Genomic DNA, 25,981 nt, shown 5'->3' with positions numbered 1-25,981 from the left:
ATTTCCAGGGCCTTTCTTCACGGCAAGCTGATTCCCCGGGCGCTGAAAACAGGCTACCGAGGGCGGATGTCGAGTACCTCTCTCCCGCCTCTCGCGGCGCGCATGCGCGGCCGTTTCGGACCGCGGCGAATCTCCGCCTGGCTGGTGGCGTGCGCCACGGCGCCGGCAACGTCGCTCTGGGTCGTCGTCGCCTTCGCGATCGTCCATGCCGTGCTGTGGACGGCGATCCTGACCAATCTGAAGGCAGCGCAGGACGTCCACATGGACGTCGCCGAGGCCTATGCCTGGGGCAGCCGCTTCCTGCTCGGCTACGGCAAGCATCCGCCGCTGTCGGGCTGGATCGCCGGGCTGTGGTTCGCAGTGTTTCCGGTCAAGGACTGGGCGACCTATGCGCTGGCGATGGCCGTGAATGGCAGCGGCCTCGTGATCGTCTGGCTCGCGAGCCTCAAGGTGGTCGACCGCCGCCGCGCCTTCTTCGTCGTGGTGATGGTCGCGCTGTACCCGATCTTCAATTTCAAGGGCTTCAAGTACAACGCCGACCTGGTCCAGCTGCTGACCCTGCCGCTGTTGGTGCTGGCCTATCTCAACGCCTTCGAAAAGCGCAGCGTCGCCTCCGGCCTGTGGCTCGGCCTCGCCGGCGCGGCGGCGCTGATGACCAAATACTGGGTGCTGACCATGATCGGCGCCATCGGCCTTGCGGCGCTGCTGCACCCGGAACGGTTGCGCTTCCTGGCGTCGCCCGCGCCGTGGGTCGCCATCGTCACCATGCTGGTGGCGATGATCCCGCATCTGGTGTGGCTGTGGCGGGTCGATTTCGTCGCCATCACCTATGCCGGGGATGTCTATACGCTGTCGGACCGCGGCCGGGCCGCCGAGCTCGTGCTCGGCTATGTCGGCCACAATCTCGCACTGCTCGCTTTGCCGGTCGTGTTGGCGGCACTTGTGTTGGCCTGGCCGCCGCGCTTTGCGTTTCACAACTGGCGCGGCGGTCCCAATCCCGGCGTGAATGTGAGCCAGGCGATCAATGTCTGGCTGGTGCAGGCGATCGTCGCCGTCGGGCCGCCGCTCGGCGGGCTCGCTTTCACGATCTACATGAAGACCGATTGGGGCATCTCGCTGTTCTTCCTGGTGCCGCTGGCCCTGGTCGCGATCCCCGCGCTGCGGCTGCGGCGGGTCATGGTGCCGCGGCTGGCCGCCGTCTGGCTGGTGCTGTCGCTGCTGACGCTGGTGGCCTCGCCCTGGATTGCCCGGCGCGAGATGGCCGCCAATCCGAACGGCGCCACCGGCTATGGCGCCCGTTCGGAGCTGGCGCGGGAGCTGACCAAGGCCTGGCACGCCCGGTTCGGCTCGCCCTGGCCCCTCGTGGCCGGCTTTTCCGAGATGAACACGCCGATGACCTTCTATAGCCCGGACCACCCGCGGCCGTTCACGGTGCCCACCACGGCGGAGGAGACCTGGAGTTCCGGCCTGAGCACGCTGGAGGACCTCAAGCGCGAGGGATTCATCGGCATCTGCGACACCACCGACAACCGCATCGCGGCCTGCGAGGCCTGGATGGCCAAGGAGGCGCCGAAAGCCGAGCCGCTGGTGATGACCACCCAGCGCTTCTTCCACGGCCAGGCGGGCCCTGCAATCGTTTGGAAGGTGTATATTCAGGGACCGGGGAGATAGCTCCGCTGCCGTACCGGCCAAGCGCTCCTGCGCGCGAGGCCTCCCGATCACCGGAGCAGGGTATCGAGCTGGCGGATCAGCTCTCCGACCCGGCCTCCCCCGGGCGGTGCACCAGGATAACGTCTGAGGACGTCCACGACCTCTTGAGAAGCGAGAAGCCGTGATCGCGCGAGGTAGTCAGCGCCGACGGCGGGAACGTCTCCGGCTGAGATTTCGAAAGCTCGCGCCGCGTGGCCGGCAGCTCCGAGGATGTGCTTGACCTGGGAAGGGTTCGGGAGGGGATGAAGAAAGCCCGCGCCCGCCGCGGCGAGGGCAGCGCGAGCGGCCTCATAGGCCGCGCGCAACCCCTCATCGCGGGCCTCGATTGCCGCCCGCTGCGCCGCCCACGCGCTATCCCGTAGGGATTTGCTCCGATTCCCACCGCTCGCAAAGCTTCGGGCGGCCTGTATTGCGGCTCGTGCGCGAAGATCATCCGGTCGGTCGCGTTCGAAGATCGCCAGCGCCGGAAGTGCAGAGAGGGCTGCGTAATCAGCCACGGCTCGCAGGTCTGCCTCGCTCAGCCGAATAGCGCTATTGGACATGCCATCCTTACCGCGTCGCTATGCGAGGATAGGCGCACATCGGGTAGAATGCCCATTGCGGCAGGCAAAGCGAGGTTCGGGAGTCCCTCACACGCCTTCTTCGTGGAACTTGTCGTTCACCAGGTCGGTGATCGCCTGCAGCGCGGCCTCCGCCTCGGGCCCGGTGGCGGACACCAGGATCTTGGTTCCCGGCGCCGCCGCCAGCATCATCAGGCCCATGATCGAGCGGCCGCCGACGGTCTCGCCGCCGCGCGTCACCCAGACCTCGGCCTGGAACTTTTCGACCATCTGCACGAATTTCGCCGAGGCCCGCGCGTGCAGGCCGCGTTTGTTGGTGATCAGCAGCTCTCGCGAGAGGGCTCCGGCAGGGACCGCCGGGCCGGCGACGTTGTCCTGCGGGGCGTCCTCGTCGCTCATTTGCCGGCGAGCACGCGGCTGGCGATGGTGACGTATTTGCGTCCCGCCTCCTGCGCCATGGCGATGGCGTCGGGCAGCGAGCGCTCCTCGCGCACCTTGGCGAGCTTCACCAGCATGGGCAGGTTGATGCCCGCGAGCACCTCGACCTTGGGCCGGCTCATGCAGGAGATGGCGAGGTTCGAAGGCGTGCCGCCGAACATGTCGGTGAGAATGGCGACACCGTCGCCGGTGTCGACGCGGTTCACGGCTTCGATGATGTCGCTGCGACAGAGATCGGAATCATCGTCGGCGCCAATCGTGACTGCTTCGATTTGTTTTTGAGGGCCCATGACGTGTTCCAGCGCCGCCTTGAACTCGTCGGCGAGGCGCCCATGGGTCACCAGTACCAGGCCAATCATCGGATACTCCTCGCGGGCGCCTTGGGTGCACCGCACGAACGCGCCACTTTGACCATCCGGAGCCCCCGCGCAAGAGGGCATATTCGCGAGCCTCCCGGATTCTGGCATACAGAATGGGAGCTGGCGGCGGTCTAATCGGTCGCGATAGTGGGGCTGATATGGTTACCAATTTGCTCCACACAATCGGCCGAAAGATTACCGGAACATGAAAGTCGGAGTGGTAATAAGCTCCGCTACAACCAAAGGGAGGGGTGGAAAACCCGGCCCAACCGGTATGCGTGGCAATTTGATACCGTTGAGATGAATGCGAAGCGATTCGGCGTTCGGCAGGCGGGCGGCATCCTCGGCCATCAGGTCGACCACCAGCCCCAGTTTCGCCTCCGACACATGGTCGCAGGCGCGGATTCCAAGGCCGCGGATCTCGATCAGTCCGGCCAGAGCGGGTGCGGGACTTACCCACATTTCCCCGCCGCGTGTGGCGAGATGAACACGGTCGTCGCCCACCAGAACCGTCGGCGGCAGCTGTCCCGCGCGTCCGGCGAGCATCAGATCGAAGGCGAGACGGGATTTGCCGGACCCGGAGGGACCCCGGATCAGGACGGCCAGTTCCCCCACCTGGACGGCAGACGCATGGATGCTCGCCGCTTCGTTCGTCACGACGCCGGCAGCCGGACGATGAAGCGGGCCCCGGCCGAGGTCGGATGTCCGTCGGCGTCGACAGGGCCGGGCCGGTTCTCGGCCCAGATCCGCCCGCCATGGGCGTCGATGATCTGCTTGGAGATCGATAGGCCCAGGCCGGAATTCTGGCCAAAGCCTTGGTGCGGCCGGTCGGTATAGAACCGCTCGAAGATGCGCTGCAGGGCGTCCTCGCGAATGCCGGGACCGTCATCATCGACCGTGATCTCGATCTCCGAGCGCACGCGCCGGCAGGTGATGCGCACCTTGCCGCCGGCGGCGGAGAACGACTGCGCATTCGACAGCAGGTTGGAGATCACCTGGCCGAGCCGCGAATCATGACCGGGCACCGAGAACGTGTCGTTGGCGCCGCGGCCCTCGAACCGGACCTCGACGGCGACGTCGGTGCCGAGCTTGGTCTCGTTGGCGACCGAGGTCAGCGTGTTCAGGAGGCGGCGCAGATCGACCAGGGTCATGTCCTGGCGCTGCAGCTCGGCATCGAGCCGGCTGGCGTCGGAAATGTCGGAGATCAGCCGGTCGAGCCGCTTCACGTCGTGCTCGATCACGGCGAGCAGGCGGGCGCGGCTGTTGTCGTTGCGCGCCAGCGGCAGGGTCTCGACCGCCGAGCGCAGCGAGGTCAGCGGGTTCTTGAGCTCGTGGGCGACGTCGGCGGCGAACATCTCGATCGCCTCGATGCGGTTGTAGAGCGCGTCCGTCATGTCGCGCAGCGCGCCGGAGAGATGGCCGATCTCGTCGCGGCGGCGGGTGAAATCGGGAATCTCGACGCGGGTCTTGATGCGGCGGCGGACCCGCTCGGCACTGTCGGCGAGCCGGCGCACCGGCCCGGCGATGGTGCTGGCGAGCAAGAGCGACAGCACGATCATGACCGCGGAGGCAACACCGCCGACCTTCAGAATGGCGAGACGCTCGGCGGTGACCATCTGATCGATGTCGTCGCCCTGCGTCGACAGCATCAAGGCGCCGTGGATGGTGCGCGAGCGCTGCACCGACACCGCGACCGAGACGATGACTTCGCCGCGCGAATTGACCCGGACCATGCTGCGCTTCTGGCCCTTCAGCGCGTCGGCGACTTCCTCGTAGCCGTTGCCGTTCTCGGGGCCATATTCGCGGTACAGCGGCAGGTCGCCGCGATTGAGCCAGGTGCGTACCGAGATCAGCGCGCGCTCGACGAAGCCGGGCTTCTCGCTCGACGGCGGTGGCAGGTCGAAGCGCAGCACGTTCTCGAGATTGCGGCTATCGAGCAACAGGCCGCCATTCGGGTCATAGATGCGTGCGCGGGTCTTGGTCGGCGAGATCAGCGTGCGCAGCACCGGCGCGACGCGTTCCGGATTGATCGGGAAGTCGAGCGGCGAATATTCGTCCGGCGCGCCGTAGCTCTCGCCGGGCTTGAGATCGAGCAGGCGCTCGGGATCGATGGTGATGGTGTTGGTCTGCACGGTGGCCGAGGCGGCGATGGCGCCGGCGATGATCTCGGCCTGCACCAGAAGGCTCTGCGCGCGCGCATCGATCAGTCCGGCGCGGAACTGCGACAGGTACAGAATGCTTGCAACCAGTGCGAGCAGGCCGGCGATGTTCAGCGAGACGATGCGGCGGGTGAGGCTCGAGAACGACAGCGCGAACAGGAACTGTCCGGCGCGGCGCAGCCAGCTCAGCGGACGCTGCCAGCCGGAGACCTGCGGGGTCTCGTCCGCCGCCTCGGACGCGATCGTCGCCGCGGCGTCGTGGGCATTCACGGCTGGGTCAAGCTGCGTGCGATCGAGCAATGTGAGTGCTCCGATTCCGAATTTCGTAGGGGTCGTGCGGCGAATTCCCGTGAGAACTCGACTTGCCGCACCCGAATTCGCCGCAACAATGGCCCCGTTCCGGCATCTGCGCTCGGACAAACGCGCAGGAGGCGTAGCCTATCCAATCGAGACCGCGACGTCAGCGCGCAATTTCGCATGACGTCGCGCAAGGCAATGCTTCAGGTCCCTTGCTTCAGAGCTATCGTTTCAGGTTTCCTTGAAGCGATAGCCGACGCCGTAGAGGGTCTCGATCATCTCGAACTCCTCATCGACCATCTTGAACTTCTTGCGCAGCCGCTTGATGTGGCTGTCGATGGTGCGGTCGTCGACATAGACTTGGTCGTCATAGGCCGCGTCCATGAGCGCATTGCGGCTCTTGACCACGCCCGGACGCTGCGCCAGCGCCTGCAGGATCAGGAACTCGGTGACGGTCAGCGTGACCGGCTCGTTCTTCCAGGTGCAGGTGTGACGCTCCGGATCCATGCGCAGCAGGCCGCGATCGAGCGCCTTGGCGTCGTTCTCCTTCGGCAGCGCCGTCGGATCCTTCGGCTGCGAGCGACGGAGCACGGCCTTGACGCGCTCGACCAGCAGGCGCTGCGAGAACGGTTTGCGGATGAAGTCATCCGCACCCATCTTCAGGCCGAACAGCTCGTCGATCTCCTCGTCCTTGGAGGTGAGGAAGATCACGGGCAGGTCGGACTTCTGCCGCAGCCGCCGCAACGTCTCCATGCCGTCCATGCGCGGCATCTTGATGTCGAGGATGGCAAGGTCGGGTTGGCTGGTCCGGAATCCGTCGAGCGCCGATGCACCATCGGTATAGGTCATGATGCGATAGCCTTCGGCCTCGAGCGCGATCGAGACGGATGTCAGAATGTTGCGGTCGTCATCGACCAAGGCGATTGTGGGCATGAGCCTGCTTTCAGAGTCTGGTTAGCCGAGACACGAGAATCGAGCTAAGGGCCGCATAACTGGGCTTCGAACATGGTCAACGAGCAATGCAAGCTGGGCTGAAGTGTGACCGAGTTCCACAAATAGCATGGCAAAGTTTGTGCCCCGCCCAAGTTTGTGGTCCGTTTAGCCGAAAAAAGGCCTTCATTGCAACTGCTTGGACGAGGGAAAGATGATGTCTGCGAGCTTTAACCCTAACCGCGTGACGCATTCCCTGCTGCGCCGGAGCCGGCAGGGCGCACTTGCAACCTTGATGGTTGGCTCGGGCGATCCCTACTGCTCGCTGGTCAATGTCGCTACTGCGTCCGATGGTGCTCCGATCATCCTGATCTCGCGATTAGCCGTGCACACCAGGAATGTACTTGCCGATTCGCGCGTGTCGCTGATGCTCGATGAACGCGCGCCCGGCGATCCGCTCGAAGGTTCGCGCATCATGCTGTCGGGAAAAGCCGAGCAGGCCAGCGACGACAATCGCGAGATGCTGCGCCGTCGGTATCTCAATGCGCATCCGTCTGCTGCGGACTACGCGGATTTCGCCGACTTCTCGTTCTTCGTGATTCGCCCGTCAGGCACACATCTCGTCGCCGGATTCGGCCGCATCGTCGATCTCAAGCCCGAGCAGTTTCTCACGGATATATCCGATGCTGACGAACTGATTCTGGCAGAGCAGGGCGCCGTCGATCACATGAACGAAGATCATCGCGAGGCGCTCGCCCTCTACGCGACGACGCTGCTCGGCGCCGAAGCCGCGGAGTGGCGGTGTAGCGGCTGTGACCCGGAGGGATTGGATCTGATGGCCGACGGCAGGACGCTGCGGCTGGAGTTTCCCGAGCGCGTGACCACGCCCGGGGCATTGCGCAAGATGCTGGTGAGGCTTGCTGACGAGGCACGCGCGAAGTGAGGTGTAGTTCGAGCGGGCTTTGATGGCTGTGCTCATCGTCTCGTGACGAAAGACCGTGAAGTTCACCCATGAACGCAGTTTGTGGTGAAGCTCGATGTGCACGCTCCCTGCCCAGCAGAAGGTGAGCGCCGCGCAAACCCATGGCGTGGGCGCGAGTGAGCTCGTTGACGTCGCGGCCGGGAGAATCGGATTAAGTGATCCCGCAAGCGCGAGACAATCGTGAATGGAAGCTGGCTGATCGGGTGGGCGACGACACGGCTAATCACCGACGCATTTCGTCGCTCGGTCTTCGCTTGCCCACGCGAATTCGTCGATTTGAGCGTCGTTCGTCGTTCTCATGAAATCCAACCGCGCTGATATATCTGTTGCGTTGCAGCATCTCGGCGAAGCGCAGGCGGCTGCCGCTGGAATGTGCATGACGCGGCAAAACATGAGCTACGTGCATCACGGCTTGCCAATAACCAATTGGGCCGGATCGTCTTGGCAAGACCAGCGTTGATCAGTATTAGGTCGCCGACCGCGCTTCGATAAGGCGATGTAACGGCAACGGTCACCGCGCAACGCGCGCGACTGCGCGCAACAGATGCGGGCTCTCAGGAGGGATCTTCGTGCAAGAGACGGGTATTCGCAACGGCGCCTTCGGTGCCGACAAGTTCGGCTTAAAGAACCTCAAGCAGGTGCACTGGAATCTCGGCGCTCCTCAGCTCTATCAGTATTCGCTGGCGGCCGGCGAGGCTGTGCTGTCGGCCGATGGGGCGCTGTGCGCGGATACTGGCGAGTTCACCGGTCGCAGCCCGAAGGACAAGTTCACGGTGCGCGACGCCTCCACCGAAAAGATGTGGTGGGCGGGCAACCAGGCGATCACGCCCGAGCAGTTCGAGGCGCTGCATCAGGACTTCATCAAGCACGCCGAAGGCAAGACCCTGTACGCGCAGGACCTCTATGGCGGCGCCGATCCCACCTTCCGCATCAAGACGCGCGTCTTCACCGAGCTCGCCTGGCACTCGCTGTTCATCCGCACCCTTCTGATCCGCCCCGAGACCATCGAGCTCGACACCTTCGTGCCGGAGCTCACCATCATCGACATGCCGAGCTTCCGTGCCGATCCGAAACGTCATGGCGTGCGCTCCCAGAACGTCGTCGCGATCGATTTCACCCGCAAGATCGTCCTGATCGGCGGGTCTTATTATGCCGGCGAGATGAAGAAGAGCGTGTTCACGACGCTCAACTACTATCTGCCCGAGCGCGGCGTGATGCCGATGCACTGCTCGGCCAATGTCGGGCCGAAGGGCGACACCGCGGTCTTCTTCGGCCTGTCCGGCACCGGCAAGACCACGCTGTCGGCCGATCCGAACCGCACCCTGATCGGCGACGACGAGCATGGCTGGGGTCCGTCCGGCGTGTTCAATTTCGAGGGTGGCTGCTACGCCAAGTGCATCAAGCTGTCGAAGGAAGCCGAGCCGCAGATCTTCGCGGCGTCGACCCGCTTCGGCGCCGTGCTCGAGAACGTCGTGCTCGATGAGGATACGCGCGTTCCCGATTTCGACGACGGCTCCAAGACCGAGAACACCCGCTCGGCCTATCCGCTCGACTACATCCCGAACGCCTCGCGCACCGGCCGCGCGCCGCATCCGAAGAACGTCGTGATGCTCGCCGCCGACGCCTTCGGCGTGCTGCCGCCGATCGCAAAGCTCTCGCCGGCCCAGGCGATGTACCACTTCCTGTCGGGCTATACCGCCAAGGTCGCCGGCACCGAGCGCGGCTTGGGCTCCGAGCCGCAGCCGGAATTCTCGACCTGCTTCGGCTCGCCGTTCCTGCCGCTCGATCCGTCCGTCTACGGCAACATGCTGCGGCAACTGATCGCCGACCACAATGTCGACTGCTGGCTGGTCAACACCGGCTGGACCGGCGGCAAGTACGGCACAGGCTCGCGCATGCCGATCAAGGTGACGCGTGCGCTGCTGACGGCGGCGCTCGACGGCAGCTTGCGCAACGTCGAGTTCCGCACCGACAAATATTTCGGCTTCGCGGTGCCGACCGCGCTACCGGGCGTGCCGACCGAGATCCTCGACCCGGTCAACACCTGGAAGGACAAGGCCGAGTTCGACAAGACTGCGCGCGCCCTGGTCGGCATGTTCCAGAAGAACTTCGCCAAGTTCGAAGCCCAGGTCGACGCCGAGGTCCGTAACGCCGCGCCGGATCTGAAGCTGGCGGCGGAGTAGGGCTGCAAACGTCAAAGGGGGCGGTCGCGTTGCGGCTGACCCCACATCTTCCCGCTCCGCCCCGTTCAATGCACGAGAGGCGCGGGCTCAAGCCATACCCACAGCTGTCGTCCCGGCTCAAGGCCGGGACGACGCCGTTTTCTTGGCTTGCGTCCCGGCTTTCACGCCTTGAAATACGCGATCTGCGTCGTCGTCGCGAGCAGCCGGCCGGACGGCGACCATAGCTCGCCGTGCTGGTCCTGGTAGCTGCGGTTGAACACCTTGGCATCGGCCGTTGCGAGCACGTGCGTGATGTCCTCGGCCGCGAGCTCGTCCCGGCTGACGTGGAAATAGGTCGTCAGCGACACCGTGCCGAACGGCACCAGCTCGCCGCGGGCGTGGAAGACGCGGCCGAAGAAGGCGTCCGACATCGACAGCAGCGACAGGCAGTCGAGCTTGCGCGGCTTGCGGTCGGAGATCCAGAGCCGGGAATAGCTGCTGTGCGGCTCACCCGACGACGATGCGCCAAATGCCGGACGGCCCTCGATGAAGCGGAAATCGTACTGCTTGGTCCAGGACATGTTCGTGTCGGGATGACGCTTGACCTGGTCGAACGGCGGCGCCTCGGGCTTTGTGGCCGGCTGGTGCGACCAGGACGGCCGGCGCTCGGCGAACACGACGGTGGCGAGCGTCGCCGCGTCAGAGTCGCCCTGACTCAGCTCGACGCACCAATGTTGCGAGGAGCGGTTCGCTTTCACCAACCGCACGTCGAGATCGAACGGCCCTTCCGCGATCGGCGCGCAATAGTTCACCGTCACCGCCAGCGGATCGCCCTGGATTTGCGGGTGCTGGATCAACGCGCGCAGTACGGTCGCCGCCGTGACGCCGCCAAACGGGCCGACGAAAGCCCAGTAATCCGGGCTGGTCCGCCCCTGCCAGCGGCTGTCGCCGGCAGTGACCCGGGTCGCCTCGTCGAACAAGTGAACTGGCGGTTCGGTCATGCATTCCTCCCGACGGTCATCGTATGATGGCCGTCAGGTGAAAAGCAATCGAAGGCCTTTGCAATGACGTCATGGGTCATTGCTGAAGGCGGGAGGGAAGGGCCCTTCACGCCCGCTGCGCTTGCACCGGCGCCATCACCGGGCCGACCGGCACGTTCCAGATGTCGTCGGCATATTCGCGGATGGTGCGGTCGGAGGAGAACCACGCCATGCGCGCGACGTTCAGGATCGAGGCGCGGGTCCAGGCCGGCACGGTCTGCCAGCGTGCATCGATGCCGCGCTGGGCCTCGTAGTAGGAATCGAAATCGGCCGAGACCATATAGTGGTCGAGATGGCGCAGCGCATGCGCGATCGGCTCGAACCGGCCGGGCTCGTCCGGCGAGAACGCGCCGGTCGCGATCGCATCGATCGCGCGCGCCAGCCGCGGTGACCGGTGGATCACGTCGGACGCGTCCAGCCCCTGCTTGCGGCGGAGCATGACCTCGTCGGCCTCCATACCGAAGATCGCGATGTTGTCGGCGCCGACATTGTCGCGGATCTCGATATTGGCGCCGTCCAGCGTGCCGATGGTAAGGGCGCCGTTCAGCGCCAGCTTCATGTTGCCGGTGCCGGAGGCCTCCATGCCGGCGGTCGAGATCTGCTCGGACAGGTCGGCCGCGGGAATGATCGTTTCCGCCAGGCTGACATTGTAGTCGGCCATGAACACCACCTTCAGCTTGCCACCGATCGCGGGATCGTTGTTGACGGTGTCGGCGACGTCGTTGATCAGCTTGATGATCAGCTTGGCGTAGCGGTAGCTCGCCGCCGCCTTGCCGGCAAAGATTTTCACCCGCGGCACCCAGTCGCGTTGCGGGTCGTCCTTCATGTCCTGATATAGCGCGACGGCTTCGAGGATGTTCAAGAGCTGGCGCTTGTATTCGTGAATGCGCTTGATCTGCACGTCGAACAGCGCGCCCGGATCGAGACGCACGTTCATGCGCTCGACGATCAGACGCGTCAGCAGCACCTTGTTGTGATGCTTCACCGCGCGGAACTTCTGGTGGAAGCTGGCGTCGGCAACGTAGCTCTCGAGGCTCGACAGCAGCGTCGGATCGTCGACGACGGCGTCGCCGCAGGCCTCGCGCAAGAGGTTCGTCAGCTTGGGATTGGCCAGGGTCAGCCAGCGGCGGAAGGTGATGCCGTTGGTCTTGTTGGTGATGCGGCCGGGATAGAGATGGTTGAGATCGTGGAACACGGTCTCCTTCATCAGGTCGGAATGCATCGCCGAGACGCCGTTGATGCGGTGCGAGCCGACGAAGGCGAGCTGGCCCATGCGCACGCGACGGCCGCTCTTCTCGTCGATCAGGGACACCGAGGCGCGGTAGTCGATGTCACCCGGTGCGCGCTGCTCGGCGAGCGCGAGATGCTGCGCATTGATGTGGTAGATGATCTCGAGATGCCGCGGCAGCAGCCGCTCGAACAGCTCGACCGGCCAGGTCTCGAGCGCCTCCGGCAGCAGCGTGTGGTTGGTGTAGGACAAGGTCGCGATGGTGATCTTCCAGGCCTCGTCCCAGCGGAAATTGTGCAGGTCGACCAGGATCCGCATCAGCTCGGCCACGGCGAGCGAAGGATGCGTGTCGTTGAGCTGCACCGCGGCCTTCTGCGCCAGGCTGCGCAGCTGGCCGTCGGAGCCGAGATGGCGCTTGACGAGATCCTGCAGCGAGGCCGAGACGAAGAAATATTCCTGGCGCAGCCGCAGCTCGCGTCCTGCCGGGCTCTCGTCGTTCGGATAGAGGAACTTGCAGATCGCCTCGGCGCGCGCTTCTTCTGCTGAGGCGCCGAGATAGTCGCCGGAGTTGAAGACGTCGAGCTTCAGCGGGTCTGGCGAGCGAGCCGACCACAGCCTGAGCGCATTCACATGCTGGCCGCGCCAGCCGACGATCGGGGTGTCATAGGCGACCGCCTGCACGGTCTCGCCGGGGTGCCAGATCGCGCGGTCGCGGCCCTTGTCGTCGACATGCTCGACGCCGCCGCCGAAATGGACGTGATAGACCACCTCTGGGCGCTGGAATTCCCAGGGATTGCCGAACGACAGCCAGACGTCGGGATATTCGTGCTGCCAGCCGTCGACGATCACCTGGCGGAACAGGCCGAAATCATAGCGGATGCCGTAGCCGATCGCCGGGATCTGCAAGGTCGCCATGCTCTCCATGAAGCAGGCCGCGAGGCGGCCGAGGCCGCCATTGCCGAGCGCGGCGTCCGGCTCGCATTTGCGCAGGTCCGTCAGGCCGACGCCGAGATCGCCGAGCGCGGTCTCGAACACCTTCATCAGGCCCATGTTGTTGAGCGCGTCGGTGAACAGGCGGCCGATCAGGAATTCGAGGCTGAGATAATAGACGCGCTTGCGCCCGGCGTCGTAGCTCTCCTTGTCGGCGGTCAGCCAGCGATGCACGATGCGGTCGCGCAAGGTCAGCGCCGCGGCGTGGTACCAGTCCTGCTGCGTCGCCTGGCTCGCTTCCTTGCCGATGGCGAGGCGAAGCTTGGCCAGGATGTCGCTCTTGATCTCCGCGACCGCCAATTCGTCGACGGGCTGGCCGATGCTTACGAAGCTGCGCTGGGACGGCTGATCTGTCACCTTGGAAACCTGTGATGCTACGAGGAACCGGTAAAAGCATACGATGGTTGCGCGCGGTCCGAAACCCGGGGAAAGGCTGGTCCGCACAGCTAGGTGATGGAAAATGATGCAAAAACGGGGCCGGAGTTCCGGGGGCGGAACACGCTGGCGGCTGGTTGCATATGCGGTGATGTTGAAAGGACTCTCCACATCGTCATCCCGGCGAAAGCCGGGATCCAGACTCACCGGCCGAAGATGAGGCCCGACAAGTCACTCCAATCGGGGTTGTCCCTTTCAATCAGCTCGACCTTCCAGTCGCGGTGCCAGTTCTTGAGCTGCTTCTCGCGAGCGATCGCCTCGATCGGAGTCGGTAAGCTCTCGACGTGAACCAGGTGAAAAACCTTGTACCTGCTGACGAACTTGGCGCCTCGCCCGGCACGGTGGTCTTCGAGGCGCCTTCTGACATCATTGGTGATGCCGATGCACCGCGTGCCATGATGCCCGCTGGCAAGAATGTAGACCGTCCATGCGGCCTGGGTGCTTATCGGTCCGTGCAAACCAAAGGGCTGCGGTGGCTCTGGGTCCCGGCTCGGGGGCCGGGACGACGATAAATCAGCACTTCCTTTTTCCGCAAGAACAAATTAAGAACAATTCAGCAGGCGATCGTTTATCCTGATTGCGATTCGATCCGCCCCAGACAAACCGGCATCAGTGCATCCCGCGAGGACACCCATGTCCCATATCGCCTTCGATCCCCTGGCCCTGACCCGCATTGCCGATTTCGCGCGCAGCCTGACGCGGCTGCACAAGACGGCGCGGCGGCGGGCCGTCGACGACGACCAGATCGATCGCGCTTTCAACGCGGTGTGCATGTCGGTCTGGGGCTACACCATCGACGACATTTCCGACGACCTGTTCTCGGCCACCGACCACACCTTCCTCGATGGCCTCGACGAGGCGCGAGCGCGCATCTTCGCCGCGGAGCAGGGCTATGACCTGGTCGACGACGAGGGCATGCTGACCGATTGGTGGGGCTTCTGCTGGATGATCCTGGCCGAGAAGCGCGGCCTGCTGACGCCGGACAACCGCGCCGCCGCACGGGCAGCGATCGAGGAGAAATATCTGGAAGCGCCGAACGTCATCGGCGTGATCGTCGCGCGCTAGTCCTGGCCGTCAGTCCCGGCGGACGCAGTCCGCGCTCAAGCTCCAGAGGTCGCTGTGCCGAGCCGGCCTGCGCCGACGCCGGCGCTGCGCCTTGGCGCAGCGCGTGTTCAATTCACATCCGCCTGCTTCAGCCGGCTTGCGGCGGGCTTTGGCGCGATGCTCAGGGGCGGCGGTGCGGTGCTGACATTGACGTCCGCCGGCAGAGCCATGGCCTGCGCGTCTGCGCCGACCATGTCGGCGCGCACCGGCGCGACCTTCATCTCGCTCAGCTTGGCCCGCATGTCCGAGTTGAGCCCGGGATAGGACGCGACCGGCTTGAAGTCGGCCGGCTGGCCGCCGCTGCCGCGCGCGCCGGAATAGGCCACCAGCCCGTCGGCCGTGGCGACGACGTCCCCCTGGCGCAGCGAGGTGTCGAGCGACAGATCGACCGGCGCCAGCCCGGCCGGATCGCGGCCGTTGCAGGTGCAGTCGGCGCGCAGCGCCTGGCGATAGGCGAACGCGTTCTCGCTGTCGGCATAGCGTTCCCCGTTCGCCGCCGTGGCGTAGTCGATGTTGGAGCCGAAATAGATCTTGGTCGCACTGGCCGGGCAGAACGCCTGGCACATCTGCGCCGGCGAGGCGAGGCCGCGCGCCAGCGGAAAATAGCGGCCGTCGCAGGTGCGCACGCAGAACGCTGCGCCCGATCCGCCGCTCGCGGCGCGCGGCTGGGCGGGGGCCTGCGGGTTGGTGCCGAACGGATCGGCGAAGAGGCCGCCTTGCGCCGCCGGCCGCTGCGATTGCGGCTTGTTGAAGCCGCCGAACAGGAAGTCGAACAGGCCCTGGGCCGACGCCATCCGCGGCGCCAGCGCGCCGGCCGCGACGAGGCCGACCGTCGCCGCGACAGCGACGTGGCGGGACCTCCGCCGAAACGACAACACGCTACGCAACGCCCGCTCCATCGCCAGGATCTTCACCGCAAAGCCACGCCGTGACGCGGCAACCCGCGTCGCTCGATCATGTGCGATCGAACGCGCCTTGCCCAAGGCATGGCGCCATCAGCCTTGCGGTAACCTTAACGGGCGTTGGTAAATGAGCGGTATGCGCGGGCGGCGAATTGCGCCGCGCGCCAAGCGCCTCAGAGGAATTCGTGCGCCTTGAAGAGCGCCTGGAACGGCAGGCCGGCCTGGGCGAAGGTCTCGGCGGCGCCTTCCTCGCGGTCGACCATCGTGAACACCAGCGTCACCTCGGCGCCGGCCTCGCGCAGGGTTTCCACGGCCTTCATCGCCGAGCCGCCGGTGGTGGTGACGTCCTCGACCACGACGATGCGCTTGCCGGCCAGGGTCTCGTCGCGGGTTAGGCCCTCGATCGCGAGCCTGGCGCCATGCTCCTTCGGCTTCTTGCGGACGAAGAAGGCCGCGATCGGATGGCCCTTGATCCAGGAGATCTGGGCGATCGCGCCGGCGAGCGGCACCGCGCCCATCTCCAGGCCGCCGATATAATCGAAGCCCTCGTCCTTCAGCGCCTCATAGGTGAGCTCGGCGAGCAAGGTGGCGCCCTCCGGGTCCATCATGGTCGGCTTCAGGTTGAAATAGAAATCGCTCTTGCGGCCGGAGGCCAGCGTGACCTCGCCACGGCCGAACGAGCGCCTGCGGATGATCTCGAGGAGGCGGGCGCGGGAGGCGGATTTGGACACGGCGTTTTCCCCTGAGGGTGGATTCTTGGGTGGCGCAATCTATCGGGGGCGGGCGGCGGAGACCAGCCGCCACGATGTCCCATCAACAACGGTACGTTTGAAGCCGGATGCAGTTTCGAGCTAATGGGAGCCCGCGACCAAGCAAGGACGATTGGGAAGGATGCCCCGCATGACGATCGAGCTGTACACCTGGAACACCCCGAACGGGCGCAAAATCTCGGTCGCGCTGGAGGAGATGGGGCTGCGATACCGCGTCGTTCCGGTCGACATCACCAAGGGCGCCCAGATGGCGCCGGAGTTCCTGGCGATCAGCCCCAACAACAAGATTCCCGCCATCGTGGATCCGGACGGCCCCGACGGCAAGCCGGTCAGCGTATTCGAATCCGGCGCCATCCTGCTCTATCTGGCTGAGAAGACCGGGCAGTTCCTGCCGAGATCCCTCGCCGAGCGGATTCCGGTCTATGAATGGCTGATGTGGCAGATGGGCGGCTTCGGCCCGATGCCCGGCCAGGTGCACCATTTCATCGCGCTGACCAACGAGCAGGACCGCGCCTACGGCCTCAAGCGCTACATGGCCGAGACGGTCCGGCTCTATGGCGTGCTCGACCGCCGGCTGGCGCAGCAAGAGTTCGTCGCCGGCGCGCTCTCGATCGCCGACTTCGCCATCCTCGGCTGGGCCTGGCGCCACCCGCGCCACAAGGTCGATCTGGCCGACTTTCCCCACGTCGAGCGCTGGTACGATACCCTGATGGCCCGCCCCGCCGTGGAGCGCGGCATGGAGGCGAAGCTGGACTGAGAAGCTCATCGGCCGTTCTTTGCCGACGATGATTTCCGAGATCTTGCCGCACGCGCGGTGCCCCCTCTCCCGCTCTCGTCCGCCTTTGCCGGGAGGCTTCGGCGGACAAGGCGGGGGAGCCGATGCAAATCACCCCCGTCGTGCCTCCAGCGCCATGCGCACCGCAAGTCCCGCGAGCACCGTGCCCATCAGATAGCGCTGCACCAGCGCCCAACTCGGCCGTGTCGCCAGGAACAGGGCAATCGATCCCGCCGCCATGGCGATCATGGCGTTGACGCTGACGCTGATCACGATCTGGATCGCGCCGAGCACCACCGACTGCGTCAGCACGCCGCCAACAGCGGGATCGATGAACTGCGGCAGCAGCGCCAGATACAGCATCGCGATCTTCGGGTTCAGCAGGTTGGTGACGAGCCCCATCAGGAACAGCCGGCGCGGGCTGTCGATGGCGAGCTTCCTCACCTGGAATGGCGAGCGTCCGCCCGGCTTCACCGCCTGCCACGCCAGATAGAGCAGGTAGGCCGCGCCGGCGAGGCGCAGCGCGTCATAGGCGAACGGCACGGCAAACAGCAGCGCGGTGATGCCGAACGCCGCCGCCAGCATGTAGACCAGAAAGCCGACGGCAACGCCGCCGAGCGAGACCAGGCCGGCGGCGTGGCCCTGCGTGATCGAGCGCGAGATCAGATAGATCATGTTCGGCCCTGGTGTCAGCACCATGCCGAGCGAGACGAGGGCGAAAGCGAGCAGGGAGGATGTGTGCGGCATGACTGGTTCGATGATCGGGATCTCTGCCGCTGCTTTAGCGCGGACGATCACGCATCGTCATCCGGTCAATTGCACCGAGAGCAATCAGCCCGCCGCCGGCGGCGTCATGTTCAATGCAGGGGCGCGCCGGCTGGAGCGGTCGAACACACCGGCGATGCTCAACGCCAGCAGGACCAGCAGAATGGCCGCCGCGAGCGGCACGGAGTGCACGATCATGGCGAGCAGGCAGGCTCCCAGCGCGATCACGAGGCCGATCTCCAGCGGCGGGATCGGCTCGCCGGCGTCGCTCCGCGCCTTCCAGTGGATCGCAATCCCCGCCGCGACCATCGGCATGTCGTAGATCATCGCATAGGGCGTGGCGATGATGCTGCCGACCGCGACCAGCGCGATCGCCTGCTCCGTCATGCCGCGTCGCCAGGCATCCCAGACCATCACGACGATGGAGCAGGACAACAGGAGCTGAACCAGGTAGCCGATCGGCGGCGGCGCGCCGAGCGCGTGCAAGCCAGCGATGACCGTCGGCATCATGTGATCGAGGCTGGCCTGGTTGGCTTGCAATTGCGCCTGATAGCGCGGAAACTTCACGATCCATTCGAGCCAGATCCACGGATCGAGCGCAGCGCTGCTGACGACGGCGACGATCACGGTCGTGGCGATTGCCGAGAGGATGGCGCGCCAGTTGCGTGACGCCAGCAGCACGACCGGCATCAGCAGCACGAATTGTGGCTTGTAGGCGAGCAGGCCAAGCAGCGTGCCGGCAACGATCGGGTGGCGCGCGAGCAGGCGCAGTCCGCCGATCAGCAAGGCCGCCGAGAGAAAGCCGTTCTGGCCGGTGATCGCGTTGATCAGCGTCGTCGGCGCCGCGAGCAGCGCCAGAGAGGTTAACGAGCGCCAATCGCGCCCCAGCGTCGCCAGGCCATAAAGCGCGAAGGTGACCGAGATCCAGCAGACATAGGCCACCGGCAGCGCCAGCATGCCCAGGGGTATCAGCACCAGCAGGAAGGTCGGCGGATAGGGATAGGGAAAGCCGCCGCCGCCCAGCGTCGGATCCAGCGCCTGCTGATAGCGCGCGAGCGCAACCGGATCGTAGATGCTGGCGCCGGACAGCGCGGCAAATCTGCCGAACGACCATAGCCCGAAGAAGTCGCCAAACGCCGGCTGCGGCGACGACAGCGCCCAGCCGACGAGATAGGCGCCGTTGTAGAGCGCCATCGCGACCAGCAGGATCAGCACCGCGCGCCGGTCGCGCGTCTTGGGGTGAGCTGCGGATGAGATCGCGGTCATGGAGCTCTTCGTTCGCGCCCTCGGCGCAGTCGTGGCATGGGGATGATCGGAGCTGTCAGCGATCGCTCGCGTGCGGTGCCTCTCCAACCTTGCCAGGGTGCGCTGCACGCCGTGTTACCGTCCGTTCATCCGGCCAGGCGCGATCTCATCGTGCCTAACGAGGGGTAAAATCGCCGCGTTCCGAGTGACCGTGGACAGGGAACGGGGTCATCGCTCCGCATCGGGCAACGCTCGTCAAGATTTATATTGCTATTTTTCCGAAGTCGTGTTCTATTCAGCGCATCCCGTCCTCATGCAGAGGGGCGTACGCGTCGTCACGATACGTTGAGGCGGGGAGCGGTGGCCGTGGGCCTGTCAGGTGCTGATGCACTGGACGATTGGCAGCTCGCGGACGTTCAAGCCGTGTGGTCCTGGCGCCCCGAAGCTGGCGCCAAGCCTGCGTGACATCACGTGTCGCGCTGGTGACGGGGGCAAACAAGCCGGTCCCCGGGGAGAGCTCGGAGCAGACGTTAAGCCCATCGCGCAGGGAGGGCCGGGTCTTGTCCGGCTGGACCTGTGGTACCTGCCGCCTGCATTCTTTTGAGCAGGCGGGCCACGGGCCTCAGCCGAGGCCCGGCCTTCCCTGCGCCCTTTGCAAAATTCAGAGGGCGAACGACATGCATCCCTCGAGCAAATCATGCTGCGAGAAGGCTGAGGCATGTCTACGCCTCGCGTTGCAGCCAATGATCATCGTATCGGGGAGCATCAAACGGATGCGTATGAGGGCTGCGTTGCGAGGCACACTGCCCACCCTCCCCCTCCAGGGGAGGGTGGCATCTCGCTCGTGGACGGATTTCGGCGCTCGCGATGACGAAGCAGAGATCACCGCGATCAGCTCAATGCGCCTCGTCCCAATTGTCGGCGGCCCGCGCATCGACGTGCAGCGGCACCGAGAGCAGCACGGCGGGGAAGGGGGCGTCCTGCATGACGTGCTGCACCACCGGCAAGGTCGCGGCGACCTCGTCGTCCGGCACCTCGAAGATCAGTTCGTCATGCACCTGCAGCAGCATCTGAGCCGACAGCTTCTTTTGCGCCAGGGCCTCCTCGACGCGGGTCATGGCGCGCCGGATGATGTCGGCTGCGGTGCCCTGCAGCCGCGCGTTGATCGCGGCGCGCTCGTTGAAGGCGCGCACCGAGGCGTTCGATGCCTTGATCTCCGGGTAATGGCACTTGCGGCCGAACAGCGTGACGACATAGCCGTGCTTGCGGCAGAACTCCTTGGTCGCATCCATGTAGTCGCGAATGCCCGGGAAGCGCTCGAAATAGCGCTTGATGTAGGCCGAAGCCTCCTCGCGGGCGATGCCGAGCTGGTTGGCGAGGCCGAAGGCGGAGATGCCGTAGATGATGCCGAAATTGATCGCCTTGGCGCGGCGGCGGACTTCGCTCGGCATGTCCTTGATCGGCACGCCGAACATCTCGGACGCCGTCATCGCGTGAATGTCGAGCCCGTCCTTGAACGCCTGCTTCAGCACCGGGATGTCCGCGATCTCCGCCAACAGCCGCAACTCGATCTGCGAGTAGTCGGCCGACACCAGCTTGTGGCCGGGAGTCGCGATGAAGGCGCGGCGGATCTTGCGGCCATCTTCGGTCCGGACCGGGATGTTCTGCAGGTTCGGCTCGTTCGACGACAGCCGCCCCGTCGTGGTCGCGGCCAGCGCGTAGGTGGTGTGCACACGGTGCGTCTGTGGGTTCACGTAGGTCGGCAGCGCATCGGTATAGGTCGATTTCAGCTTCGAGACCTGGCGCCATTCCAGGATCTTGCGCGCGAACTCGTTGCCCTGCTCGGCAAGATCATCGAGGATGGAGGCAGAGGTCGACCAGGCGCCGGTCTTGGTCTTGGTGCCACCCGAAAGGCCCATCTTGCCGAACAGGATGTCGCCGATCTGCTTGGGGCTGCCGACATTGATCGGCTCGCCGGCCAGCTCCTGCAGCTCGGCCTCGACCCTAGCGGCAGTCTGGGCGAAATCGCCGGACAGACGGGACAGCACCTGGCGGTCGATCGAGATGCCGCGCCGCTCCATGCGCGCGAGCACCGGCACCAGCGGCCGCTCCAAGGTCTCGTAGACGGCGGTCATGCGCTCGGCCGTGAGGCGCGGCTTCAGCACGCGCCAGACGCGATGAATGACATCGGCCGCTTCGGCGGAATGCGCCGTGGCCCGGTCGATCGCGACCTGCTCGAACGTCAGCTTGTTCTTGCCGCTGCCGATCAGCTCGCTTTCGCCGAGCACGGCGTGGCCGAGCACGTGCTCGGCCAGAGACTCGAGCTTGTGCGAGCCGCGCCCGGCATCGAGCGCGTAGCTCATCAGCTGGATGTCGTCGACATTCGCCAGCGTGATGCCGTGCTGCGCCAGCAGCACGGCGATGAACTTGATGTTGTAGCCGATCTTGAGCAGCCCTGTGGATTCGAGGACCGGCTTCAGCGCGGCGAGCGCATCGCTCTCCTTGATTTGGTCCGGCGCGAGCCCGGCATCGAACAGGCCGCCGCCATCGCCGGCCTGGCGATGCGCCAGCGGGATGTAGCAGGCCTCATTCGGCGCAAGTGCCAGGGCGATGCCGCACAAGCTAGCCTGCATCGGATCGATCGAGCTGGCCTTGACCTCGAGAGTGACGCGGCCGAAGTCATGGATGCGCGCGAGCCAGGTGTTCAACTCTGGGAGGCTACGCAGCGTCTGGTACTTGTCGCGATCGATCCGCCCGCTCTTCGCCGCCTCCGCCCTGGATTCCGCGAGGCTCGCCGGCGTGCCCTTGCTCATCGCCGACTTGTCGGTACGCGGATCACCGGTGCGAGGGCTCCCTCCCCCCTTGTGGGGGAGGGCTGGGGAGAGGGGTGCTGCGGAGGCACCGTTGGTGGGGTGCCCCCCTCCCTGACCCTCCCCCACAAGGGGGGAGGGAACGGAGGCAGCAGTGCCCGCACCACTCTTCAACTGCTCATCCGCCGACACGTCGGCGGGATCGATGTGCGAATACTCTGCGACGCGGCGCGTCAGCGTCGTGAACTCCATCGCCTTCAGGAACGCGATCAGCTTGCGCGGATCCGGCTCGTGCACCGCGAGGTCGTCGAGCGGCACCTCGAGCGCGACCTTGTCGTCGAGCAGCACCAGTTGGCGCGAGATCCGCGCCTTCTCGGCGTTCTCGATCAGCGCCTCGCGCCGCTTCGGCTGCTTGATCTCGCCCGCGCGCGTCAGCAGCCCTTCGAGATCGCCATAGTCGGTGATCAGCTGCGCGGCGGTCTTGATGCCGATGCCGGGCACGCCCGGTACGTTGTCGGTGGAATCGCCGGCCAGCGCCTGCACCTCGACCACCTTCTCCGGCGGCACGCCGAACTTCTCGATGACTTCGGCGATGCCGATGCGGCGGTCCTTCATCGTGTCGTACATCGTGACGCAGTCGTTGACGAGCTGCATCAAATCCTTGTCGGAGGACACGATGGTGGTGGTGGCGCCGCGCTCGCAGGCAAGCCGCGCATAGGTCGCGATCAAATCGTCGGCCTCGTAGCCGGCCTGCTCCAGGCAGGGCAGCTCGAAGGCGCGGACCGCCTCGCGGATCAGCGCGAATTGGGGGATCAGATCGTCGGGCGCCGGCGGCCGGTGCGCCTTGTAGTCGGCATAGATCTTGTTGCGGAACGTGACCTCGGACTTGTCGAACACGATGGCCAGATGCGTGGGACGGTCAGTCTCGGGCATGTCGCGCAGCAGCTTCCACAGCATGTTGCAGAAGCCGAGCACGGCATTGACCTGCAGCCCGTCGGACTTGCGGTTGAGTGGCGGCAGCGCGTGATAGGCGCGGAAGATGTAGGACGAGCCGTCGACCAGGAACACATGGTCGCCCTTGGCCGCGCCCTTGGCGGCGGCAGGCGCGGGAACGGCGGGCGTGGCGGCGGCTTTCTGGGGAGCTTTGGGCATGGCCGCAATGTAGGGATTTTCGCTCGCATTGACAGCCGTGACGACGCCATGCGCACCGGATTTTTCCGCCCCTCAGTCCGGTCGGACGCAGCGGGTCAGGAACTCCATGACGGCGCGAATGAGGGGCGTGCGCCTGAGGTCGCGATGAACGATGAGCCAGATGTCCCTGCTGATGGCCGCGCCGGCTTCGAAGCGGGTGAGGTCGGGATCATGATCGCCGAGAAAATGCGGCAGGGCGGCGAGCCCCAGCCCTGCGCGCGCCGCTGCGGCCTGGCTCTCGAGATCGCTGCTCCGAAACACGATCGTGCGCTGCCCGGCGACCGCCTTCAGCCATTGCTGCTGGGGTGCCGAGTCCATGCTGGCATCATAGGCGATGAATCCGAGCGCATGCTGCGGCGTCTCCTTGAGATAGTGCGGCGCGCCGTAGAGGTTGAAGCCGAAGCTGCCGATCTTGCGTGCGATCAGGCCGGGCTCGTCGGGACGCGACAGTCGCAGAGCGATGTCGGCTTCCCGTCGGTTGAGCGAGGCGCTGCGCTTCTCGCCGATCAGCTTGATGATGATTGCAGGATGCCGTCGGTGCAGCTCGACCAGCCGTGGCGCGATCAGCCTGTTGGCGAGCGTCGGCGGCGCGCTGACCGAGACCTCACCGGCCAGACCGGGACGCGATGCGACCACGGCGCGCTCGATCGCGAACGCCGCCTGCTCCATCGGGCCGGCGGCCGCGGCGAGGCGGCGACCGTCCTCGGTCAGCTCATAGGCCCGCGCTCGGCGGTCGACCAGCTTCAGCCCGGTGACCCGTTCCAGGGCCGCGACCCGGCGGGCCACCGTGACATGATCGACGCCGAGACCACGTGCGGCGGCCGACAGCGTGCCCTCGCGGGCCAGCGTCACGAAGTGGTGAAGGTCGGTCCAGTCGATCCGCATGTTCGAATATTCACAATAGGGGAGCCAAATTGGGCAATTCCGCAGAATGCCAACGCTGACCACACTGTCCGGATCAAGGCAAGATGTGGAGACGGGCATGGCTGCTATCGTTCGACTGAAGTCACCGGGTGGCGCGGAGAATCTGGTGCTGGAGAATGTTGAGCTGCCGGCGCCGGGCGCCAACGAGATCCGGCTGCGCCACACCGCGATCGGCGTGAACTTCATCGATATCTACCAGCGCAGCGGCCTCTATCCGCTGCCCGATGGAGTTCCTGGCGTCGAAGGGGCGGGGATCGTGACCGCGAAAGGCGCGGACGTGACAGAGTTGTCCGTCGGCGACCGCGTCGCCTATGCCGGCGCCCCGGTCGGCGCCTATGCCTCGGAGCGAAATCTGCCCGCCTGGCGCGCGATGCCGCTGCCCGACGCCGTGTCTGAAGCGAGCGCTGCGTCGACCCTGCTGAAAGGCATCACCGCGGTGATGCTGCTCAATCGTACCTACGCCGTCGGGGCCGGAACGACGCTTTTGGTGCACAGTGCCGCCGGCGGGCTCGGCCAGGTGCTGACGCGACTGGCTCGGCTGCGCGGCGCGACCGTCATCGGCACGGTGAGCTCGGAGGCCAAGGCGGAGCTCGCGCGTGCCGCTGGCGCGCGCCATCTGATCGTCGGCCGGGATGCTGACTTTGTCGATGCCGTGAAGCGATTGACCGACGGGCGCGGCGTCGATGTCGCCTATGATGGCGTCGGCGGCAAGACGCTTGCGCAAACGCTCGCCTGCGTCAGGCCGTTCGGGACGGTCGCCAGCATCGGTCAGTCCGGCGGTCCAATTCCAAGCCTTGCCGTCGAGGAGCTGGGGCCGCGCCGCAGCCTGTCGCTGGCACGGCCGAGCGTGATGGCCCATGTCAACGATGTCGCCGACTATCGCAGGGATGCAGCGACGGTTCTCGCCGCGCTCGCCGATGGCGATCTCGTCGGCCACGGCACCGCGTATCCGCTGGCGCGGGTCGTCGAGGCCCATATCGATCTGGAGAGCGGCCGCAGCCGTGGCGCGCTGCTTCTGGTGCCCTGACGGTGAGGCTACTCCGCCGGCTGCAACACGGCTTTCGGCTTCGGCGGCGCGATCCAGAACGCGATGGGGCGTTCGAACAGGAAGCGGGCGCCGACGCGGAGCGCGAGGCGCCAGATCAGGAGCGCGCCGAGCACGCCGGCGATCGTGACCAGCAGCGAGATCGTTCCGATGTCCCCGATCACCCCGGTCTTCAGCAGGACTGTGCGTGTGGCTGCCATGGGCAGGAAGAAGGCGAGGTAGATCACGATCGAATGCTCGCCACAGAAGCGCAGCGCATTGAGGAGTTGCGCGCGCGCCAGCAGCGTGCCGGCGATGATGATGGCGACCGCGCCGGCATAGCCAAGCATGAGGGAGATAGCCGGCCATTCGCTGACACCGAGGTTCACCAGCGATTGGTTGATCACCGCCCAGGCGAGCAGGCCGACGATGGCGAGCATCGGCTGCGCCCGCGCGCGGTCCGACAGCGCGAAGATGGTGGTCGCGAACAGATAGCCGGAATAGATGTAGACGAAGCGGGCGCAGAATTCGTCGATCACGGTCCAGCCAGTGACGATATGCGACATTTCCAGGCCGGCCGCGATGCCCCAGATCACCGGCGCCGGCAGCTTTCGTGTCAGTTTGATGACGACGAAGAAGATCGGCAGCAGATAGATGAACCACAGCGTGCCGAACGGCTCGACGAAGGATTCGAGATACAGATAGCCGGCATGTTGCCAGCCGGAGGCCGCGGCGAAGCCGGGCGCCTTGAAGCCGAACTGGATGGTCACCCACAGCACGTAGAAATAGGCGAAATGCACGACCTTGCGGTCGATATAGGTGCGCCAATCCCGGTCGATCACCAGCGGCAGGAACAGGCCGGAAATCAGGAAGAAGTCGGGCATCCGGAACGGCTTGGCGAATGCGACGACGGCGTGCATGAAGCCGGTCTCGCCGGCGGCCAGCTCGACGCCGAGCACCGAGTGCATCATCACGACCATGATGATGCAGATACCCTTGGCGTAGTCGACCCAGTCGATGCGCGCCTCGGTTCCGGCCGATTTCGGCGTACCATTTGCGGTCATGCTGTCCCTCTTTGGCGCGGAGCTGCCGCATTGTCGGGCAGAGCCGTTAATACTCCTCCTTGTCATCCAAACGTCATGCCGTTTTCTAAATTCCCCTTGAACCGCAAATGGTTTAAG

The 25,981-nt window shown here is 65.5% G+C and carries 22 protein-coding genes; 6 read left to right on the top strand and 16 right to left on the bottom strand.

The features are described from left to right. Positions 1–66: 66 nt before the first annotated feature. Positions 67–1,671: a glycosyltransferase family 39 protein gene (locus QX070_RS03835; protein WP_315734999.1), complete on the top strand. Its 1,605-nt coding sequence runs from the start codon at positions 67–69 to the stop codon at positions 1,669–1,671. A gap of 47 nt (positions 1,672–1,718) precedes the next feature. Here the strand turns inward: QX070_RS03835 and QX070_RS33010 are convergent, their stop codons facing one another. The 6 genes from QX070_RS33010 to QX070_RS03810 all read right to left on the bottom strand — a co-directional run bounded on the left by QX070_RS33010 (position 1,719) and on the right by QX070_RS03810 (position 6,456). Further along, complete coding sequence (locus QX070_RS33010) at positions 1,719–2,252, bottom strand: putative immunity protein (RefSeq protein WP_409999151.1); 534 nt, start codon at positions 2,250–2,252, stop codon at positions 1,719–1,721. Between the two features lie 87 nt (positions 2,253–2,339). Continuing rightward, positions 2,340–2,669, bottom strand: coding sequence for an HPr family phosphocarrier protein (locus QX070_RS03830; RefSeq protein ID WP_315734997.1), 330 nt, complete (start codon positions 2,667–2,669; stop codon positions 2,340–2,342). Continuing rightward, a complete protein-coding gene (locus QX070_RS03825; protein ID WP_315734995.1) occupies positions 2,666–3,067 on the bottom strand; it encodes a PTS sugar transporter subunit IIA in 402 nt (133 codons plus the stop codon). The genes QX070_RS03830 and QX070_RS03825 overlap by 4 nt, the downstream gene beginning before the upstream one ends. Before the next feature lie 195 nt (positions 3,068–3,262). Next, positions 3,263–3,724, bottom strand: coding sequence for an HPr kinase/phosphatase C-terminal domain-containing protein (locus tag QX070_RS03820; protein ID WP_315734992.1), 462 nt, complete (start codon positions 3,722–3,724; stop codon positions 3,263–3,265). After that, positions 3,721–5,526, bottom strand: a complete 1,806-nt coding sequence (locus tag QX070_RS03815) for a sensor histidine kinase (protein WP_315734990.1) — start codon at positions 5,524–5,526, stop codon at positions 3,721–3,723. Before QX070_RS03815 ends, QX070_RS03820 begins: the two co-directional genes overlap by 4 nt. A gap of 228 nt (positions 5,527–5,754) precedes the next feature. Further along, positions 5,755–6,456 carry a response regulator transcription factor gene (locus tag QX070_RS03810; RefSeq protein ID WP_006611449.1) on the bottom strand — a complete coding sequence of 234 codons (702 nt, stop codon included), beginning with the start codon at positions 6,454–6,456 and terminating at the stop codon, positions 5,755–5,757. 214 nt (positions 6,457–6,670) lie between these two features. Between QX070_RS03810 and QX070_RS03805 the strand changes: the two genes are divergently transcribed. Both QX070_RS03805 and QX070_RS03800 read left to right on the top strand, forming a co-directional pair. Further along, a complete protein-coding gene (locus tag QX070_RS03805; protein WP_315735716.1) occupies positions 6,671–7,396 on the top strand; it encodes a HugZ family protein in 726 nt (241 codons plus the stop codon). Between the two features lie 608 nt (positions 7,397–8,004). Continuing rightward, on the top strand, positions 8,005–9,618 hold the full coding sequence (locus tag QX070_RS03800; protein WP_315734988.1) for a phosphoenolpyruvate carboxykinase: 1,614 nt from the start codon (positions 8,005–8,007) through the stop codon (positions 9,616–9,618). Between the two features lie 161 nt (positions 9,619–9,779). On the opposite strand, the gene QX070_RS03795 is transcribed toward QX070_RS03800, so the two are convergent. The 3 genes from QX070_RS03795 to QX070_RS03785 form a co-directional block, all read right to left on the bottom strand. Beyond that, positions 9,780–10,598 (bottom strand): thioesterase family protein, encoded by an 819-nt coding sequence (locus QX070_RS03795; RefSeq protein ID WP_315734986.1) that lies wholly within the window; start codon positions 10,596–10,598, stop codon positions 9,780–9,782. A 106-nt stretch (positions 10,599–10,704) separates the two neighbouring features. Continuing rightward, positions 10,705–13,212, bottom strand: coding sequence for a glycogen/starch/alpha-glucan phosphorylase (locus QX070_RS03790; protein WP_315734984.1), 2,508 nt, complete (start codon positions 13,210–13,212; stop codon positions 10,705–10,707). A 221-nt stretch (positions 13,213–13,433) separates the two neighbouring features. Then, a complete protein-coding gene (locus tag QX070_RS03785) occupies positions 13,434–13,736 on the bottom strand; it encodes a GIY-YIG nuclease family protein (protein WP_315735714.1) in 303 nt (100 codons plus the stop codon). 187 nt (positions 13,737–13,923) lie between these two features. On the opposite strand from QX070_RS03785, the gene QX070_RS03780 reads away from it, so the two are divergent. Continuing rightward, positions 13,924–14,355, top strand: a complete 432-nt coding sequence (locus tag QX070_RS03780) for a hypothetical protein (RefSeq protein WP_315734982.1) — start codon at positions 13,924–13,926, stop codon at positions 14,353–14,355. Positions 14,356–14,462: 107 nt separating this feature from the next. Here the strand turns inward: QX070_RS03780 and QX070_RS03775 are convergent, their stop codons facing one another. Together QX070_RS03775 and pyrE are read right to left on the bottom strand one after the other, a co-directional pair. Further along, entirely contained in the window at positions 14,463–15,281 is an 819-nt protein-coding gene (locus tag QX070_RS03775; protein ID WP_315734980.1) for a DUF2865 domain-containing protein, read from the bottom strand. A gap of 188 nt (positions 15,282–15,469) precedes the next feature. Further along, on the bottom strand, positions 15,470–16,027 hold the full coding sequence (gene pyrE / locus QX070_RS03770) for an orotate phosphoribosyltransferase (protein ID WP_315734978.1): 558 nt from the start codon (positions 16,025–16,027) through the stop codon (positions 15,470–15,472). Positions 16,028–16,196: 169 nt separating this feature from the next. On the opposite strand from pyrE, the gene QX070_RS03765 reads away from it, so the two are divergent. After that, complete coding sequence (locus QX070_RS03765; RefSeq protein WP_315734975.1) at positions 16,197–16,823, top strand: glutathione S-transferase family protein; 627 nt, start codon at positions 16,197–16,199, stop codon at positions 16,821–16,823. Positions 16,824–16,952: 129 nt separating this feature from the next. On the opposite strand, the gene QX070_RS03760 is transcribed toward QX070_RS03765, so the two are convergent. From QX070_RS03760 to QX070_RS03745, 4 genes are all read right to left on the bottom strand, one after another. Next, positions 16,953–17,588 carry a LysE family translocator gene (locus QX070_RS03760; RefSeq protein ID WP_315734973.1) on the bottom strand — a complete coding sequence of 212 codons (636 nt, stop codon included), beginning with the start codon at positions 17,586–17,588 and terminating at the stop codon, positions 16,953–16,955. A gap of 84 nt (positions 17,589–17,672) precedes the next feature. Continuing rightward, entirely contained in the window at positions 17,673–18,872 is a 1,200-nt protein-coding gene (locus tag QX070_RS03755; protein WP_315734971.1) for a glycosyltransferase family 87 protein, read from the bottom strand. Positions 18,873–19,747: 875 nt separating this feature from the next. After that, a complete protein-coding gene (gene polA / locus QX070_RS03750; RefSeq protein ID WP_315734969.1) occupies positions 19,748–22,813 on the bottom strand; it encodes a DNA polymerase I in 3,066 nt (1,021 codons plus the stop codon). A gap of 72 nt (positions 22,814–22,885) precedes the next feature. Then, positions 22,886–23,737, bottom strand: coding sequence for a LysR family transcriptional regulator (locus tag QX070_RS03745; RefSeq protein ID WP_315734967.1), 852 nt, complete (start codon positions 23,735–23,737; stop codon positions 22,886–22,888). 97 nt (positions 23,738–23,834) lie between these two features. Between QX070_RS03745 and QX070_RS03740 the strand changes: the two genes are divergently transcribed. After that, positions 23,835–24,803, top strand: a complete 969-nt coding sequence (locus QX070_RS03740; RefSeq protein WP_315734965.1) for a quinone oxidoreductase — start codon at positions 23,835–23,837, stop codon at positions 24,801–24,803. Positions 24,804–24,811: 8 nt separating this feature from the next. Here QX070_RS03740 and QX070_RS03735 read toward each other — a convergent pair whose 3' ends face one another. Then, entirely contained in the window at positions 24,812–25,864 is a 1,053-nt protein-coding gene (locus QX070_RS03735) for an acyltransferase family protein (RefSeq protein WP_315734963.1), read from the bottom strand. Between the last annotated feature and the right edge of the window lie 117 nt (positions 25,865–25,981).

Origin of the sequence: Bradyrhizobium sp. SZCCHNR1093, from assembly GCF_032381175.1 — a bacterium.
Lineage (GTDB): Bacteria > Pseudomonadota > Alphaproteobacteria > Rhizobiales > Xanthobacteraceae > Bradyrhizobium.
The sequence above is the reverse complement of the archived record's forward strand: the minus strand, read 5'-3'. Positions and strand labels throughout refer to the sequence as shown.

Coding starts and splice junctions, on each gene's coding strand:
- QX070_RS03835 (WP_315734999.1), top strand. CDS start 67: ATGTCGAGTACCTCTCTCCCGCCTCTCGCGGCGCGCATGCGCGGCCGT.
- QX070_RS33010 (WP_409999151.1), bottom strand. CDS start 2,252: ATGTCCAATAGCGCTATTCGGCTGAGCGAGGCAGACCTGCGAGCCGTG.
- QX070_RS03830 (WP_315734997.1), bottom strand. CDS start 2,669: ATGAGCGACGAGGACGCCCCGCAGGACAACGTCGCCGGCCCGGCGGTC.
- QX070_RS03825 (WP_315734995.1), bottom strand. CDS start 3,067: ATGATTGGCCTGGTACTGGTGACCCATGGGCGCCTCGCCGACGAGTTC.
- QX070_RS03810 (WP_006611449.1), bottom strand. CDS start 6,456: ATGCCCACAATCGCCTTGGTCGATGACGACCGCAACATTCTGACATCC.
- QX070_RS03805 (WP_315735716.1), top strand. CDS start 6,671: ATGTCTGCGAGCTTTAACCCTAACCGCGTGACGCATTCCCTGCTGCGC.
- QX070_RS03795 (WP_315734986.1), bottom strand. CDS start 10,598: ATGACCGAACCGCCAGTTCACTTGTTCGACGAGGCGACCCGGGTCACT.
- QX070_RS03780 (WP_315734982.1), top strand. CDS start 13,924: ATGTCCCATATCGCCTTCGATCCCCTGGCCCTGACCCGCATTGCCGAT.
- QX070_RS03765 (WP_315734975.1), top strand. CDS start 16,197: ATGACGATCGAGCTGTACACCTGGAACACCCCGAACGGGCGCAAAATC.
- QX070_RS03760 (WP_315734973.1), bottom strand. CDS start 17,588: ATGCCGCACACATCCTCCCTGCTCGCTTTCGCCCTCGTCTCGCTCGGC.
- QX070_RS03755 (WP_315734971.1), bottom strand. CDS start 18,872: ATGACCGCGATCTCATCCGCAGCTCACCCCAAGACGCGCGACCGGCGC.
- polA (WP_315734969.1), bottom strand. CDS start 22,813: ATGCCCAAAGCTCCCCAGAAAGCCGCCGCCACGCCCGCCGTTCCCGCG.
- QX070_RS03745 (WP_315734967.1), bottom strand. CDS start 23,737: ATGCGGATCGACTGGACCGACCTTCACCACTTCGTGACGCTGGCCCGC.
- QX070_RS03740 (WP_315734965.1), top strand. CDS start 23,835: ATGGCTGCTATCGTTCGACTGAAGTCACCGGGTGGCGCGGAGAATCTG.
- QX070_RS03735 (WP_315734963.1), bottom strand. CDS start 25,864: ATGACCGCAAATGGTACGCCGAAATCGGCCGGAACCGAGGCGCGCATC.